This is a genomic window from Pseudobutyrivibrio sp. MD2005 (assembly GCF_000621865.1).
Taxonomy (GTDB): domain Bacteria; phylum Bacillota; class Clostridia; order Lachnospirales; family Lachnospiraceae; genus Pseudobutyrivibrio.
The window spans coordinates 26,545-43,977 of record NZ_JHXE01000008.1 but is presented as its reverse complement, the minus strand read 5'-3'; the positions used below and the strand labels follow the sequence as shown (position 1 = coordinate 43,977).

Annotated in this window: 13 protein-coding genes; 12 read left to right on the top strand and 1 reads right to left on the bottom strand. The window is 38.2% G+C overall.

Annotated features, from left to right (window positions below):
* Positions 1-234 precede the first annotated feature (234 nt).
* The 6 genes from T498_RS0101810 (at position 235) to T498_RS0101785 (ending at position 9,064) form a co-directional block, all read left to right on the top strand.
* Complete coding sequence (locus T498_RS0101810; protein WP_197019897.1) at positions 235-2,871, top strand: glycoside hydrolase family 3 protein; 2,637 nt, start codon at positions 235-237, stop codon at positions 2,869-2,871.
* A 91-nt stretch (positions 2,872-2,962) separates the two neighbouring features.
* The gene (locus T498_RS0101805) at positions 2,963-4,312 is read left to right on the top strand and encodes an SLC13 family permease (protein WP_028234443.1); all 1,350 of its coding nucleotides are present in this window, start codon (positions 2,963-2,965) and stop codon (positions 4,310-4,312) included.
* A 65-nt stretch (positions 4,313-4,377) separates the two neighbouring features.
* The gene (locus T498_RS0101800; protein ID WP_028234442.1) at positions 4,378-4,980 is read left to right on the top strand and encodes a cytidylate kinase-like family protein; all 603 of its coding nucleotides are present in this window, start codon (positions 4,378-4,380) and stop codon (positions 4,978-4,980) included.
* 22 nt (positions 4,981-5,002) lie between these two features.
* Entirely contained in the window at positions 5,003-6,613 is a 1,611-nt protein-coding gene (locus T498_RS0101795) for a response regulator transcription factor (protein WP_028234441.1), read from the top strand.
* On the top strand, positions 6,603-8,045 hold the full coding sequence (locus T498_RS0101790) for a sensor histidine kinase (RefSeq protein WP_028234440.1): 1,443 nt from the start codon (positions 6,603-6,605) through the stop codon (positions 8,043-8,045). The genes T498_RS0101795 and T498_RS0101790 overlap by 11 nt, the downstream gene beginning before the upstream one ends.
* The gene (locus T498_RS0101785; RefSeq protein ID WP_028234439.1) at positions 8,045-9,064 is read left to right on the top strand and encodes an ABC transporter substrate-binding protein; all 1,020 of its coding nucleotides are present in this window, start codon (positions 8,045-8,047) and stop codon (positions 9,062-9,064) included. Before T498_RS0101790 ends, T498_RS0101785 begins: the two co-directional genes overlap by 1 nt.
* Here T498_RS0101785 and T498_RS0101780 read toward each other — a convergent pair.
* A complete protein-coding gene (locus tag T498_RS0101780) occupies positions 9,061-10,026 on the bottom strand; it encodes a GntR family transcriptional regulator (RefSeq protein WP_028234438.1) in 966 nt (321 codons plus the stop codon). The two genes, T498_RS0101785 and T498_RS0101780, sit on opposite strands and share 4 nt — an antisense overlap.
* A 338-nt stretch (positions 10,027-10,364) precedes the next feature.
* On the opposite strand from T498_RS0101780, the gene T498_RS0101775 reads away from it, so the two are divergent.
* The 6 genes from T498_RS0101775 (at position 10,365) to T498_RS0101750 (ending at position 17,404) form a co-directional block, all read left to right on the top strand.
* On the top strand, positions 10,365-11,465 hold the full coding sequence (locus T498_RS0101775) for an ABC transporter substrate-binding protein (protein ID WP_028234437.1): 1,101 nt from the start codon (positions 10,365-10,367) through the stop codon (positions 11,463-11,465).
* A gap of 216 nt (positions 11,466-11,681) precedes the next feature.
* On the top strand, positions 11,682-13,196 hold the full coding sequence (locus tag T498_RS0101770; RefSeq protein ID WP_028234436.1) for a sugar ABC transporter ATP-binding protein: 1,515 nt from the start codon (positions 11,682-11,684) through the stop codon (positions 13,194-13,196).
* Positions 13,196-14,242, top strand: coding sequence for an ABC transporter permease (locus tag T498_RS0101765; protein ID WP_028234435.1), 1,047 nt, complete (start codon positions 13,196-13,198; stop codon positions 14,240-14,242). Before T498_RS0101770 ends, T498_RS0101765 begins: the two co-directional genes overlap by 1 nt.
* Entirely contained in the window at positions 14,242-15,273 is a 1,032-nt protein-coding gene (locus T498_RS0101760; RefSeq protein WP_028234434.1) for an ABC transporter permease subunit, read from the top strand. Before T498_RS0101765 ends, T498_RS0101760 begins: the two co-directional genes overlap by 1 nt.
* A gap of 310 nt (positions 15,274-15,583) precedes the next feature.
* Positions 15,584-15,721, top strand: coding sequence for a hypothetical protein (locus T498_RS16990; RefSeq protein ID WP_155951001.1), 138 nt, complete (start codon positions 15,584-15,586; stop codon positions 15,719-15,721).
* A gap of 180 nt (positions 15,722-15,901) precedes the next feature.
* A complete protein-coding gene (locus tag T498_RS0101750; RefSeq protein ID WP_028234433.1) occupies positions 15,902-17,404 on the top strand; it encodes a glycoside hydrolase family 43 protein in 1,503 nt (500 codons plus the stop codon).
* Positions 17,405-17,433: the final 29 nt, after the last annotated feature.

Here is a 17,433-nt window from a genome sequence, read left to right as displayed (position 1 = left end):
ATTCTCCTAATAATTATTCAACTTTAACAATTTTATCACAGTTTATAAATAAAAAAATAGTATCATATTCCATAGTTAAAATAAAGGCTTTATGGCGTTTTCAGTAGATATTGCAGAATTTTAGGAGTGCTAATAAATATGAGGCTGAAGGATTTAAAAAAATTAATTACGCGAACAAAAAATATGCAGTTTCCTGAACATAGAGATGTAGTTAGGGTCTTAGGAGCTGACAGCATGGTTTTGCTTAAAAACAATGATATTCTTCCTTTGAAAAAAGGGAAGATTGCTTTGTTTGGAGCGGGTGCTGTTGATACGGTATTTTGTGGAATATACTTTAACTACGTATTTACGGATTATACCGTAAATGTGCGTGAAGGATTAGAAAATAACGGATTTACGTTTTCTACTGAAAACTGGCTTGCCAAAATGGAAAAGGCTATTAAGAATGAAAAGAGCCAGCGAAAGGCTGATAAAAAGGTCATATTTGAAGGCCATCGCTGTGACACTAAGGAGGTGCCAATTTCTAAGGCAGATTTGGCAGAATCCGTTCTTGGAACAGATACATGTGTATATGTCATTAGACACGGAATTGGTGCAGAGAAAAATAACGAAGAACACTCATATCAGTTAAATGAAGTAGAGCAGGAAAATCTTAAACTAGTTACAGAAAAATTTGCAAATGTAATTCTTGTATTAAACTCAAGTATGCTGGAGCTTGGACAGTATGCTCGCATGAAAAATGTGAAGGCTATTATTCTAATGGGGATCCCTGGCATGGAAGCTGGAAATTCACTGGCAGATGTGATTACAGGAGCTGTCAATCCTAATGGTCGTTTGACATGTACTTGGGCGAAGAAATACAAGGATTATTCAACCTGCTATAGTCCAGCTATTATAAATAAAAATGCAAAGAACAATGAAATAGAATACAAAGAGGGAATCTATGTGGGATACAGATATTTTGATTCCTTCGATGTTGCGCCTTTATATCCATTTGGATATGGGCTAAGCTATACAACTTTCGATATGAAGTTGGAATATTTGGAGGCAAGCTGGATTGCCATTGTGATGCGAATCAAGGTTACAAATACGGGGCAGCATGCAGGCCGTCAGGTAGTTCAGATATATTGCTCGCAGGCGAAAGGAAGTATAGAAAAGCCTTATCAGATTCTAGTGGGCTTTGCCAAGACAGGCAAGCTAAAGCCTGGGGAATCAGAAGAAGTTACAGTCAAGATTCCGATTATGTCATTCTGTTCATTTGACGAAGAGACTACAGCATGGGTGATGGAAAAGGGTGATTATCTACTTAGAATTGGAAACAATTCAAGAGACACAACTTTGAGCGGCAAAGTTGTATTAGATAAGCACACAATCATAAAAAGAGTTGCTAAGGTTATGGAGCCAAACAAGGAGCTTAATTTCCTTACGCCGCCAGAACGTCCAGAGGAGGAAGCTGGATACATTTTAGTGGCATCGTTATCTTCTGATGACTACAACTCAGAAAATAAGATTGTAGAACTATGTACCGAGGTTGAGACTTATATACCAGAAGGAAGCAATTACATTTCTTATATAAATGAAAATTCCTACGCCATGCCTGTCAAGACACATGAGACAGTGCATTATGTTAAGCCTTGTGGTTCATCAACATTTTTTGATGTAATTAGAGAAAATATAACTATAGAAGAATTTGTATCATCGCTTTCTCCTGAAATAATGGCAAGGTTGGTTGCAGGTGTGGCAAATGAGTCTGTATTTGAAAATGAAAGCAGATTCAAAATCGACTTCAATGTGGAAAGAAAGAAATACAATATCTCAAGCAGGACAACAGATCAGTTTGCATCTACCCTTGGCATACCAAGCGTCAGCATAGCAGACGGGCCATCAGGCTTGAGAATCGAAGGCCAGCCATGCACAATGTTCCCATCACCTAATAATATGGCTCAAACCTGGGACATGAGTGCAATGATTAGAATGGGAAGAGCTTATGGCCGTGAGATGGAATACTATGATATTGATTACTGTCTGGCACCAGCGTTAAATATCCACCGAAATCCAATGAGAAGCAGAGCCTATGAATTTTACTCTGAAGATCCGGGATTGGCGGGAATCATGGGAGCAGGATTTGTGATGGGCATTAAGCGCTATGAAGGCCGAAATGTAATACTAAAAAATCTTGCAACCTATAATCAGGAGAGTAACTCTGCTGATGTGGACATCAATATTTCTAGGCGAGCTTTCGGTGAGATATATTTAAGACCATTTTCTGTATGCCAATTCATAGTAAGGCCTGCAGGACTAATCAACTCTGGCAATAAGTTAAATGGATATTATTCATCATCATGTAGAGGACTTAATACGGACATCGTGCGCAGTGATTGGGGCTTCAGAGGATTCATATTATCTGATTGGGGCTCACTTTCTGAAAAAGCCTACGATTTACATGCCGGCTGCGATTTGATAATGCCGGGATTTGATCCAGACAAAATTCTCGAAGCAATGATGGCGGCAATGCCAATCTTTGAAGAGGATGGCTACGTTAATGTAGTGGAAAAAGAATTTGTATTCGATGAACCAATGATTAGATACGAGAATTGGGGTTCATTCCTTCTAGATAAAAATGGCCACGACCAGGTACAAACAATGGTAAAGCCTGGCATAGAAATCAACGAAAAGGTACTAAAACTCCAAGAAAAAGGATACTGCAGCGTCATACAAAATGCAGATGGAAGCAAGCTCATCACATACAAAGGAATCAACAGAGGCGCATACCTCTCACTAGGTGATTTGCAGCAGGCAGTAATCCACATTTTATCCGAAATAAAGGATTCTGCATCCATGAAAAAACTCATGGAAAATGCAAAGCTATAGTTACCATTCACATATTTTTGCAAAAATTTCTTTTAAAAGTGGCCACCCTCGTATACAATGTAACTTAGGCTTGCGTAGGGAGGGTACTTTTATGTTTGCGGAAATTATGGCGGTGGTTATTTTTGTGGCAATGTTTGCACTTATTGTTTTGGATAGGTATCCAAAGCATTATGTGACTCTGGGGTGCGGATTGCTTACCAGTGTGTTTGTATTTGGTATAGGCATGCGCAGCAAAGAGGCGTTTTTACAGACTATTGCTGTTAAAGGGATTTTTAAGACCAGCTTTTGGTATTCTGTTGGTGAGTCTGCAGAGCAGACATCAGGTATCAACTGGGCTACAATCATCTTCTTATGGGGAATGATGGTTATGGTTGAGGGGATGGCAGAGGCTGGCTTTTTCGATTGGCTTTGCTTGAAGATTGCAAAGCTTGCTCATTATGAGCCAGTCAGAATATTTGTGGCTTTCATGGTACTATCTTCGGTACTGGCCATGTTTATTGATTCAATCACTGTAATACTATTCTTGGCTGCAGTGACAATCAGACTGGGGCGTACACTTAGGTTCAATCCTGTGCCAGTGATTATGGCAGAGATTTTCTGCGCAAATTTAGGTGGAAGTGCGACTATGTGTGGAGATCCACCAAATATCATCATTGGAACTTCTTTAGGTTATTCATTTTCAGATTTTGTTTTAAATACTGGGGCAATAGGGGCAGTATCCCTTGTGATTATTATTATCTATTTCTATTTGACTATGAGAAATAGATTGCAGGATCCATCTGATAAAGTGGACCCAAGTACCATAGAAGTAGATGTCAGAATTAACAATATGAGAGAGTTTTTGAGAAGTACAATAATCTTTTTTATTGCTATAGCTCTTCTTATTACTCATGCAATGACAGGACTTACAGTTGCATTTATTGGCACATTTATTGCTGCTATCACACTGTCTACATCAGGAAGAAAAGCATTTAAGCTCTTAAGAAGAGTCGATTATGAAACTTTGTTTTTCTTTATAGGCTTGTTTGTGGTAGTAGGCGGTTTGGAATCTACAGGTGTACTTGTAGTTATTGCTGAGTTTATTGCTAAAATCTCAGGTGGAAATCCATATTTGATGATTGCGATTATTCTTTGGGTAAGTGCAATTGCATCAGCATTTATTGATAATATTCCGTTTTCTGCAACAATGATTCCGGTAATCAGGACACTTGCCGCAACAACTGGAGTGGACCTTTCAACTATGGCATGGACACTTGCAATTGGAACTGATATCGGCGGAAGTATGACACCTATCGGTGCCAGTGCCAATGTTGTTGGCATTTCTACAGCTGGTAAAGAAGGTTATCCAATTAGCTGGGGAACATATTGCAAGGAGCTTGTGCCAGGCACTATTATTGTGTTGGTAGTTTCAATGATTAACATATTTGTCAGATATTTGTAAGCCTCGACTTATTATTATTAATCAGATAGAATATAATTAAAGAGATTACTGAAAGGGGATAATTTATGGGGCAGTTTATTATTTCAGTAGGTAGAGAGTATGGTAGTGGAGGACACGAAATTGCCACTCGATTAGCAGATGCTTTTAATGTACCACTTTATGATCGCAATATGCTTGATCACATGGCGGAGAAAAACGGTATAGATGCAGAAGATCTTTATAAGCATGAGGAAATGAAACGCCGTGGTCTAACAAGAACAGTTAGAGGTTATTCCTCTAGTGTTCAGGATACAATAGCACAGCTTCAGTTCGATTTCATCAGGCAGAGGGCTGACAGCGGGGAAAGCTTTGTGGTTGTTGGACGATGTGCGGAGAATGTCCTTAGAGAACATCCTGCATTGATTTCTATTTTTATTAGAGGCGAGGAAGACGCCAAAACAGAAAGAATCTGCAGGCTTTATAAGCTAAACAAATTAGAGGCGAAGGCAAAGATGTATCGCCACGATAAAAAGAGAAAAGCTTATCATAATTACTATTCAAAAATGAAATGGGGAGACAGCAGGGGGTATGACTTCTGTGTAAATAGCTCACTTATGGGTGTTGAAGCAACAGCGGATGCTTTGTACAACATGATATCTGAGTATTTAAAAAGTAATAATGTAATATAAGTAATTGAGGTAGAGGGGAATAATGTATAGTGTTTTTTTAGTTGAGGATGAAATTGTTATCCGAGACGGTTTGAAGGCCAGCTTTCCATGGGAAGAGTATGGCTTTGCATACGTAGGTGATGCTGCTGACGGGGAGGTGGCATTGCCACTCATTCGACAGACAAAACCGGATGTTTTAATAACTGATATTAGGATGCCATTTATGGACGGGATATCTTTGTCCAGAATGATAAAGAAGGAGCTGCCTAACACCAGGGTTATTATCATTAGCGGTTTTGATGATTTTTCTTATGCGCAGGAAGCTATCAATATAGGAGTTGATAATTACATTCTAAAGCCTATCACTAAGGATAAGCTTGGTGATGTAATGTCTGAAGCAAGAAATAAGCTGGATAAGGAAAATGAAAGAGATAAATATCTAGAACAGTTCAAAGCTGAAAGTCAGGAGTACGAGCAGTTTGCCAGAGTTAAATTCTTTAATCAAATGGTAAGCGGCGCAATGTCTGTTTCAGAGGTCTACGAAAAATCAGCAGAGCTTGGTTTAGCTTTAAATGCAACACATTACAATTTAGTGTTATTGGATTTTACACCAATGACAGAGGTTACTACTGCGCCTGTGTATTCTAAACATATGGCAAGGCTTTCAGATCAGCTGATGCAGTATCTGAAGTGCTGTCCGGAATATGATGTTTTTCATACAAGCACAGATACCTATGCAATAATTGTAAAGGGTGACGAGACCACTATCATTTCGCACACACAGAATTTAATAGAGAATATCGAACGTCGCTGTATGGTGTACGATGATGAGATTCGCTGGTATCTTGCAGAAAGTGATATTATTACAAGACTTTCTGAGTTTGCTGCAGCATATAGACGTGCCAGCAAGAGGCTCAGCTGCAGATATATGGAGCCTGACACTCATATTTTTACAGACGATAATATTCAGGCTATCCAATCCAAGGGTGAAGAAAATAATGCCACAGTAGATCAGCATTTGGTAAAGCTGTTTTTGGAAAATGCAGAAGAATCTGAGATAGAAGGATTTTTAGATAATCTTGTAAGTGCTCAGACAAAGAATGCGTTAAACTCAAGCCTGTTTTGCAGATATTTTGCCATGACAATGTTCATGTGTGTTTGCGATTATCTCAAGAGGCTTGATATGGATCCTGATAAAATCCTTCCAGCAAGGATAAGACTAGAACTTGAGGCAGCTACTGCTGAAAGTGTCATTCCACTTGTGACTGAAATGTATCGATTAACCATTTCCACAAGAAAGAATAAGCTTGGAAATCAGTCAAAGTCACAGCTGTCTGAGGCAATGATATATGTTAACGAACACTATGCCGATTCATCCCTCAGTCTTAATGAGGTGGCAAAGGCTGTGAATATTTCACCTAGCTATTTGTCTGCAATGTTCTCTAGAGAAACCAAGACAACATTTGTAGAATACATGACATCAAAAAGAATGGAACAGGCAAAGCATTTGCTTGTAAGCACAAAAGATAAATCCCAATCCATAGCAGAGCAGGTGGGCTATAAGGACCCTCATTACTTTAGCTATATATTTAAAAAGACCTTTGGAATGAGTCCAAAGGAATATCGCATGAAGGAACAGACTAATGAGAAATAAAGAGATTGGGAAAAAACAAAAATATACTATGAGCAGCATGCTTCATAGACTTATAGCAGTAATTCTAGTACCTATGAGTATCGTAATTGCGATACTCATAGGTATCTTATGTTGGTATTCTTTTCAATATAGAACGATACTTTCAAATGTCACATCGGCATCTGCTTTCAACCAGAACTTTAAAGATGACATAGATTTAAAGATGTTTTATTACGTTAGCGATAGTGCCTATGCTGATGGAATGCCAATTGAAGAGGTAGAAAATGCTAGAAAGCTGGCGGAACAATTATTGGAGCATACCACCGAAAAAGACAGTATTGATTCAATAGAATCCGTGCGCGACCTGTGTATTACACTTGAAAAGCGAATGGAGGAAATTGATAACGTCTCCAGCTACGATGAAAGAATGATTCAATTGGAGAATAATATTTATATTCTTACCGATTTGATTCAGACATATATGTATGACTATCTGTATTATGAAGCTGTTCATCTAAGTGAGTTTCAAACGGAAATAGCAAAGCAGGTAGAATATATCGTATTTTCGGTAATCGTACTTATCATATTTGTAACCATATCTATCATCACCTATGTTGCAAAGATGACTGATACCATCACATCTCCTTTGACCAAGCTTACAGGCCGAGTGGAAGATATCACCAGAGGAGATTTCAATGCCAAGGAGCCTGTAGAAGCGGCTGAAATAGAAATACAAAAGCTTTCAGATGGATTTGAGGATATGGCAGGAAAGCTAAGCTCCCTTATTGATGAAAACAAGAGAGCTGAGCGAAGAAAACGCCATGCGGAACTGGAACTGCTACAAGCTCAGATAAATCCTCACTTTCTTTACAACACGCTGGATACAATTATATGGCTCATTGAGGCTGATAAGAAGCAGGAAAGCATAAACATGGTAAGCGCATTATCTGATTTCTTTAGATTCTGTCTCAGCAGAGGAAAGGATATTATATCTTTGCAGGAAGAGGAGAAGCACGTATTAAGCTACCTTGCCATTCAAAAGATTCGCTATCAGGATCGAATGGATTATGAGGTGAAGATTCCTGAGAGCCTTTATCCATATTCAATACCGAAGCTTACATTGCAGCCTTTAGTAGAAAACAGCATTTATCATGGAATTAAATTACAGCGCGAAAAAGGTAAGATTGTTGTGGAAGCTGTTGACATGGATGACAAAATAGAGCTTATTGTCAGGGATAATGGTGCGGGCATGACAGAAGAAAGATTGAAGGAGATGAACCACGCCATTGAGACTGGAGAAAAAATCGGCTTTGGTCTAAGGACAGTTCATGAAAGAATGCAGCTCCTATTTGGAGAAGAGTACGGTTTGACTATCTCAAGTACAGAAGGTGTGGGAACCACAATTACAGCTGTAATACCAAAGCAAAAGCAAAATGAGAAGGTGATTATTTAATGTTTAGATATAGAAAAGTACTTGGAAGTATTCTTGCAATCATACTGGCGATAAGTTGTGTTTGTTGTGGAAAAAGTAATAGCGCAACAAGTGAAATTGAGGAAAACTCAGACCAGATTGTAATAGGCTTTTCTCAGCCTGGCGCAGAATCAGCATGGCGAGTAGCCCTTACAGATTCAGTGAAAGAGGTGTTCACAGAAGCCAGAGGCTATAAGCTTATATACAAGGATGGACAGTCAAAGCAGGATAAGCAGATTCGTGATATTCGTACATTTATCCAACAGGGAGTAGATTATATTATAATCTGCCCTATTGTTGAGACAGGCTGGGATACGGTTTTATCAGAGGCAAAACAGGCTGGGATTCCTGTGATTATATGTGATAGAAATGTAGTTGTATCAAATGAATCTTTGTATACCGCTTTTGTAGGTTCTGACTTCCAGGCAGAGGGAGAAAAAGCAATTTCCTATATCGAGGATAAGTATTATTTAGAGGAAGAGGGAACATACAAGGATTTAAATATTGTTCATATTCAGGGAACCTTAGATTCCTCTGCGCAGCTAGGCCGAACAGAGGCATTGGAAAAAGCGGTGGAAGAGCATGACAATTGGAATATAATCGTTCAGGAGTGCGGTGATTTTACAAAGGCGAAGGCCAGAGAAATAATGAAAAAAACTCTTGAGGAGGTTGATCCAAAAACTATAGATGTAATCTATTGTGAAAATGATGAAGAGGCCATGGGTGCCATAGCTGCATTAAATGAGATAGGAATCCATTATGGTGATGGTAATCAGATTACAGTCGTATCTTTTGATGCAACAAATTCTGCCCTTGAAATGTGCTTGAATGGGCAGATAAGCTGTATTGTAGAGTGCAATCCTCTTCAGGGACCATATTTGCTAAATATAGTAGAAATGTTAAATGCCGGAAAAATGGTCCCAAAGATTACATACATTGAAGAAAATTGCTACACCAAAGATAACCTCAGTGAAGATTTTATAAAGAGTAGAAAATATTAGTTTTTATAAGGAATGGTAATTGGTTTGAAATTACCATTCTTTTTTATTGCAAGTATTGCGTTTGCGCATTCTTTACCAATGGACTTTGAAGGGGTAAGGGCGCAATTATAGAGAGGATACATTCCTTCGCTTGATAATCTGTCATCGTCTATGTAGACAGCAGAAACACTATCGTAGGCTTTCTTCAAAAAGCGGTTGATAGTAGTTGTGGAACGACTGTTGATTCCCACCGGATCAGAAGAGTTGCAGAATAAAAAGCAGTTGTCCACTATCTCTAGATTAGCATCACGGATTGCATCAATAAAGCCTGAAAAAGAAAGTAGAGAACTGGCATCATCATTTATAAAAATGCCACCCAGCTTTTTGTTGCCTGCGTTTATTAATGAACGTGCCATCTGATATCCCTTGTCATAGGAATCGTATCTAACGATACAAGGATTGTATATATTAGTAGGAGCATTTTTTACAAATATAATTGGTAACAATCTTTTGAGTAGCAGCTGTAATAAATCAGCATTTGGCGATGGAGTATTGGAGTGGGCAATAGAAATAATAAGCCCTCCATAAACATCATTTAAAAGTGACAGTAGAAGCTGACGCTCCCTTTGAAAGCTGTTACCTGTTTCGTGGACCTCAAGCTGATAGCCATTTTTGGCAAGTGTTGATGTGATATCAGAAATAAAGCGCTGTGATTCGCTTGATTTGGTATCAGGTAGCAGAATCATGACAGTTTTGTCTTTGGTATTTTCTTTTTTAGCCCTGACAACATTTCCACTGCCCCAATGTTTAGAAATGATACCCTGCTCGCAGAGAAGCTCTAATGCCTGCCTGATAGTAGAGCGACTCACATCATATATTTTCGCAAGCTCAATTTCGGTAGGCAGATTTGAACCGATAGGATATTTATTATTTGTAATATCTAAATTAATACTATCCTTTACTCTAATATACTTTGGAATCATAAAATTATTCCCCTTTTTTATAATAGTTTCACCTTCTATACACAAAATGGTAGCACATTTCTGCGAAAATTGGTATGTTTTTTGGAAAAAGTGAAAACATACCAATCATAAGAATTTCACAATTGAGACTAAAAATTTTCACCTTTTGAAACGATGTTTCAATAAAAAAATAAAATTGGTATGCAAAAATTAGAAACTACAAAAATTGGTATTATCGTGATTTTAGAAAGGTATTTATTTCTTTCGATTTCATTGTTGCTAATCTTTTTGAATGATACATTAATTACAGAAAACAAAAGCCCAGCAGAACTGGGAGAGGAGAAGGAAGGAGAAACCTTATGAAAAAAAGATTAGTAGCAGGATTGCTCGTGAGCCTTATGGCTACATCGTTAGTTGCTTGTGGTGGTGCAGCAGATTCAAATTCTGGTGATGCAGCAGACGCAGGGGACGGAACAACTACAGAGGCAAGCGGTGACACTGCAGCAAGTGGGGATGCAATCACAGTAGGATTTGCACAGGTTGGACATGAATCTGATTGGCGTACAGCTTCTACAAATTCAGTTCAGGCAGCTTTCTCAGAGGAGAATGGTTATGACCTTGAATTTGTTGACTGCGATAACGATTCAGCTAAGCAGATTGAAGCAGTTAGACAGTTTATCCAGGATGATGTTGATTACATCGTAATCGATCCAATCGTTTCAACAGGTTGGGATACAGTTCTTACAGAGTGCGAGGATGCAGGTATTCCTGTAATCGTAATCGATAGAACAATTGATGATAGTGACAAATATGTTTCATGGGTTGGTTCAGAATTCATGAACGAAGGTCTTGCAGCTGGTACATGGTTAAAGGATTATGCAGCAGCTAAGGGTATCGAGGATCTTAACATTCTTGTAATCGAGGGATCAAATGGTTCTTCAGCTCAGATCGGACGTACAGATGGATTTAAGAAGATCGCTGATGCAGAAGGTTGGAAGATTATTGATTCTCAGGACGGTGACTTCACACAGGATGGTGGACAGCAGGTTATGGAATCATACTGCAAGTCTTATGAAGGTAAGTTCAACGTAGTTGTTTGCCAGAATGATAACGAAGCATTTGGTGCTATGGATGCTATGAAGGCAGCTGGTGTTTCTTATGGTGTTGACAAGGACGTAATCCTTATCTCATTCGATGCTTGCAAGGCTGGTCTTGAGTATGTACAGTCAGGCGATATCAATGCAGACTTCATGTGCTACCCACTTCAGGGTGAGTATTGTGCAGCAATCGTTCAGCAGTTAGAGAAGGGCGAGACAGTTGCAAAGCAGACATTCATGACAGAGCCATGGTATGTTGCAGAAGATGTTCTTGATAGCATTACATACACAAATAATGCAGGCGAAGAAGTAACAGAGGAACTTGTTGTAGTAACAGATGCAGCTTCACAGGCTTCATACTAAAAGGTATTAAATCGTTCGTAACGATTAGTAATAAGGGAAGGAATATTCCTTCCCTTTAATATTAAGAAAGGGTGAGAAGAAATAATTATCTTCTCATAGAGTGAGCCAGTAGGCATCAAGCTCTAATATTTCCATAGCGAGACGTTCTGGTCGAGCGGGGAAATATTAGGCTTGTGGCCGTAACTGGCGTAATATTTAGAAAAGTGGAGAAAGAATATGGATGAAAATTTGTTAATTACTATGAGAGAGATATCCAAATCCTTTCCTGGTGTAAAAGCACTTAATCATGCACAATTTACTCTTCGCAAGGGCGAAATTCACGCACTTATGGGAGAAAATGGTGCCGGCAAATCTACACTAATTAAGGTTTTGACAGGCGTGTATTCTTTAGACGCGGGCGAAATTCATGTAGCAGGAGTGGAAGGCCCTGTTGTTAACCACTCAACTTTAGAAGCTCAAGAAAAGGGAATTGCAACAGTTTACCAGGAAGTAAACCTATGTCCTAATCTTACTGTTGCTGAAAATTTATTTATAGGAAGAGAACCAAAGACAAAAATTGGAACCATCGATTGGCGTGCAATGAACAAGCGTGCAAAAGAAATAATGGATGGTCTTGATATTAATATTGATGTAACAATTGCTCTTGAAAATTATTCTCTTGCTATCCAGCAGATGATTGCAATAGCAAGAGCTGTAGATATGGATTGTAAGGTACTTATTTTAGATGAGCCAACATCTTCACTTGATGATAACGAAGTTGAAAAGCTCTTTAGAGTAATGAGAGATCTTAAATCAAAGGGAGTTGGAATTATATTTGTAACACATTTCCTTGAACAGGTATATGAAGTGTGCGACACCATCACTGTACTTCGAAATGGTGAATTTGCAGGAGAGTACACTGTAGAGGAAATGCCTCGTGTCAAGCTTGTAGCGGCAATGCTTGGTAAGGATTTTGATGATTTGGCATCTATCAAAAAAGAAGGTGTGGCAAACACATCTCAAGAAGTTGTGGTAGAGGCTAGCGGACTTAGCCACAAGGGAACAATCAAGCCATTTGATTTCCAAATCAAAAAAGGCGAGGTTGTCGGTGTTACTGGTCTTTTGGGTTCTGGTCGTTCAGAAATGGTGCGCTGTATCTACGGTGCTGACAAGGCTCAGACAGGAACTCTAAAGGTAAATGGCAAAGAGATTAATATTAAAGAACCTCTTGATGCTATCAAGGCTGGTATGGGATATTTGCCAGATGATAGAAAGGCCGATGGATGTATCGGAGATCTATCAGTTAGGGAGAATATTATTCTTGCCCTGCAGGCTAGAAATGGAATGTTCAAAAAGATTCCTGTATCAAAACAAAATGAAATAGCTGACAAGTTTATCGATATGCTTCAAATTAAAACAGCATCTCGTGAAACACCAATTAATCAGCTTTCAGGTGGAAATCAGCAGAAGGTAATTCTTGCTAGATGGCTATGTACACATCCTGATTTCTTGATTCTGGATGAGCCAACTCGTGGTATTGATATCGGTACTAAGACAGAATTCCAGAAGCTTGCATTAAAGTTTGCTGAGGAAGAGGGAATGAGTATCGTATTCATTTCATCAGAAATTGAGGAGATGCTTCGTACATGCACAAGAATGTACGTAATGCGTGATGGTGCACAGGTAGGTGAAATCTCAGGCGAGATGACTCAGGAATCAGTAATGGCAGCCATCGCAGGAGGTGCAGAATAATGGAAAACTTTAAGAAACTAACAAAACAACCACTATTCCTACCAATCTTTTGTATGATTCTGGTGCTTTTAATTAACTTGGTTAAGAGCCCTGCATTCTTTTCTATTAAGATTCAGGATGGTGTATTGTTTGGACGTATAATTGATATTTTGAACCGTGGTTCAGAAATCGCTATCCTTGCAGTAGGACAGACACTTGTAGTTGCTGTATCTGCCGGAACAGATATTTCAGTTGGTTCAGTAATGTCATTATCAGCATGTAGCTGCTGTATGTTACTTGCAGGCTATGGCAACAACTCAGTTACAACACTCATGGTTCCAATGGGAGTTGGAATGTTATTTGGTATATTTATGGGTGGTGTATGCGGAGCATTTAACGGAGCCCTGGTATCAAAACTAAAAATTCAGCCAATGGTTGCTACTTTGATTCTGTTCACAGCAGCACGAGCAATTGGATTATTACTTTGCAACAATCAGATTACGTATATACGATATGAGCCATACAAGTATTTAGGAAACTTCTTCCCTAAGTGTCCTATACCAACCCCATTATTTGTAGCGGCAATCGTAATCGCTGTTGTAGCTATACTTCTTAGAAAGACAGCTCTTGGCTTGTATATTCAGTCAGTTGGTATTAACAGTAGAGCAGCTAGAATTTCTGGTATTAATTCAGATGTAATTTGCTTTATCTGCTACTTACTTTGCGGTGTATGTGCAGGTATTGCAGGTATCGTTGCTTCTTCAAGAATCTATTCAGCGGATTCAAATAATATTGGTCTTAACTACGAGCTTGATGCGATCCTTGCAGTTGCTCTTGGTGGTAACTCACTTGGTGGTGGTAAGTTTAATCTTGCTGGTTCAATCATCGGTGCATACACAATCCAGGCAATCACAACAACTCTTCTTGCTATGGGTGTATCAACAGATAAAGCACCAGTGTTTAAGGCAATCATCGTTATCATAATCGTAGTAGTGCAGGCTCCTGCATTCAAGGCTTACATGGCAGCAAGAAAGGCCCAGAAGGCTCAGATAAAGGAGGCAGCATAATGAAGACAAAGAGAAAACTAGATTCAAACACAGTCTTAATTTTCATTACAATTGCACTTTTCATATTCATGTACATCGTTGGATGTGTCATTTATCAGGATAAGGGCTTTGGAAATTTACAGACATTTTTAAACATACTTATTAACAATGCCGGATTAGTTTGTGTAACCTGTGGAATGACATGCGTTATGCTGACTGGTGGAATTGATATCTCGGTTGGCTCAGTTATCGCTATGGATTGTATGCTCTTAGTATTTGGCATGACAACATGGCATATGAGTGCGGTTCCAATGGTATTACTTGTACTCTTTATTGGTTTAGTGTTTGGTGCAGTACAAGGATTCTTAGTAGGTTATTTAGAGATTCAGCCATTCATTGTAACAATGGCAGGAATGTTCTTTGCAAGAGGTATGACAGCAGTTATCTGTTCTGGCCAGATCTCAATTACAGAGGCAGATAACCCAGTATTCTATTCATGGGCTAATGCAAAAATCAATCTTCCTGAGTTTTTAGGTAAGGTAAATAAGCATGGTAAGGTTGTTGTACCTTACATGAGACCAACAGTAGTTATAGCATTAGTGGTATTAATCCTTATATTCTTAATGCTTAAGTACACAAAGTTCGGTAGAAACCTATATGCTGTAGGTGGTAATCAGACATCAGCAACTATGATGGGACTTAATGTAAAGAAGACAAAGATGCTTTCACACATCCTTTCATCTTTATTATGTTCAATCGGTGGCATTCTATACTGCTTAAACACAATGTCAGGCTCAGTTAACCAGGCCAAGGGCCTTGAGATGGATGCAATTGCATCTGCTGTCATTGGTGGAACTCTCCTAACTGGTGGTGTAGGTAATGTTATTGGTTCACTATTTGGTGTACTTATCAACGGTACTATTACAGTGCTTGTAAACACAAACGGAAAGCTTTTATCAAGCTGGGCTAATATTGCAACAGCAGCTCTCCTTTGCGTATTCATTATACTTCAGTCGGTGTTTGCTCTTGTAAAGGCACGCCGCAACAAGTAACTTTCTTTTTCTTAACTTAATCCTTCAAAGCAAAAGGGCAGGCGTAAATCGCTTGCTCTTTTGTTATGCCATAATGTAAAAACTTGTCTTGGTAAAAACAGACACCAATTACCACTGCAAAACCAGGCATGGGTAAATGCAGTGGTAAAATCAGCCATCCGTTACCACTGTAAAAGCAGATAGTAGTAAATGCAGTGGTAAATTGAGGTAAGAATTCTATGGAGAAAAGCCATTATTTATAATTCTTATAGTAAGAGTTCGTACAGCAGCACTGCTTGTTGCAAAAATATATTTTTAGGGAATAATGATTATGGCTATACTAGAGTATCTGATGAATACAGAAGTTGTATCATCAAAAGGCAAGCAGTTGGAGATGATGGGACTGCAGTTCAAAAGTCGGCTGTTAATACGAATGAGATGGCTACCAATGTTGAAGATGAAGAATTGATGCCGGATAATGTGAAGATGCCGTTTGATGAATTTCAACAGTCTAACGAGAATCCATTTAAATATTCTGGTTGTATTTCATAGTTTACGGGTGTTATTGGAGTTTTTATGAATGATACTATTATAGTGTTAGTTTTATAACTAATGTTGATTAATATATGCGAAAGTGTGGAGATTATTTATGAAAATATCAAACCCTTTATTAAAAATGGATATGCCAGATATGGACGTGATTAAGGCTAATGGTTATTACTATATGGTCAGCACCACTATGTTTTTTATGCCTGGGGGGCCAATACTTAGGTCTAAGGATTTAAAGAACTGGGAAATAGTTTCGTATATTTTTGATACAATTGCTGATAATGATATTTATAGTCTAAAGAATGGTAAAAATGCTTATGGAGCAGGCCAGTGGGCTACATCATTGGCTTACAATGATGGCAGGTTTTATGGGGCATTTGTATGCAATGATTTGAAAAAGACTTTTATCTATTCGTCAGATGATATAGAAAAATCATTTTGGAACCAGCATGTGCTTGATGGAATATATCATGATATGAGTTTTCTGTTTTGGGAAAATCGATCATTTTTAGTATATGGTAATGGCGACATATATATAACTGAACTAAATGAACAGCTAACAGGTATAAAAAAGGATGGGTTAAATAAGCTATTGTTTTCTACTCCTGGCGCAGAAGATGGAATTATGCTTCGATGCGAGGGATGTAGAGCTTATGTTAGAAATGATTATATTTATCTTTGTTTTATTGAATGGCCAAAGGAGGGGCATGGCAATGAAAGACGAAGAGAAATATGTTATAGGTCAAAATCCTTAGAAGGACCATTTGAAAGACGAATTATTTTCGATGATGATATGGAAGATAATAACCGCGGTATTGCTCAAGGTGTGCTTATAGAAGGTTATGATAATAAATGGTACAGTATGTTATTTCAGGATCACGGTGGAATAGGTAGGATTCCTTATCTCATTCCAATGAAGTGGGAAAATGATTGGCCTATAATTGGTATAGATGGTAAGGCTCCAAAGACATTTGAAATAGCTACTCCTGAATATCAAGTGGCACCTATTGCCGTAAGTGATTCCTTTGATTACGCTAAGAATGAATTACCTGTTCAATTTCAATGGAATCATAATCCTATTAATAGTGCCTGGTCTTTTACTGAAAGAAGGGGATATCTAAGATTAGTAAATACCGTAATTGCAGATTCCTTATTGACGGCTAGAAATACTTTGACTCAAAGAACAGTTTTGCCTAGATCCGTATATACGATAGAAGGAGATTTTTCTAATCTAAAGGATGGAGATGTTGCGGGAATTAGTGCATTTATGGGCCATTATGGAATGATTGGTATTACAAAGGATGATGGAAGGCATTATATATTATTTAAGCTGTTTGATGGGACTGAAAGGAGATTTGATTGTTTTAAGATTAAGGGCTTTAATTGCAAAAGTTTTTGGCTAAGAATAGTATTTGATTTTGAAAATAATGATAAGGCTTATTTTTACTATTCTTGTGATGGAAAAGAATTTATTGCTATGGATGAAAGCCTTGATATGGAATTTACATTAGATGTTTTTGTTGGATATCGTTTAGGTATTTTTTCTTACCCTACGCGAGAAATAGGAGGATATTCAGATTTTAGAAATTTAATATTAGAATGATTGATTCAGTAAGCTTAGTTGTTCACTGT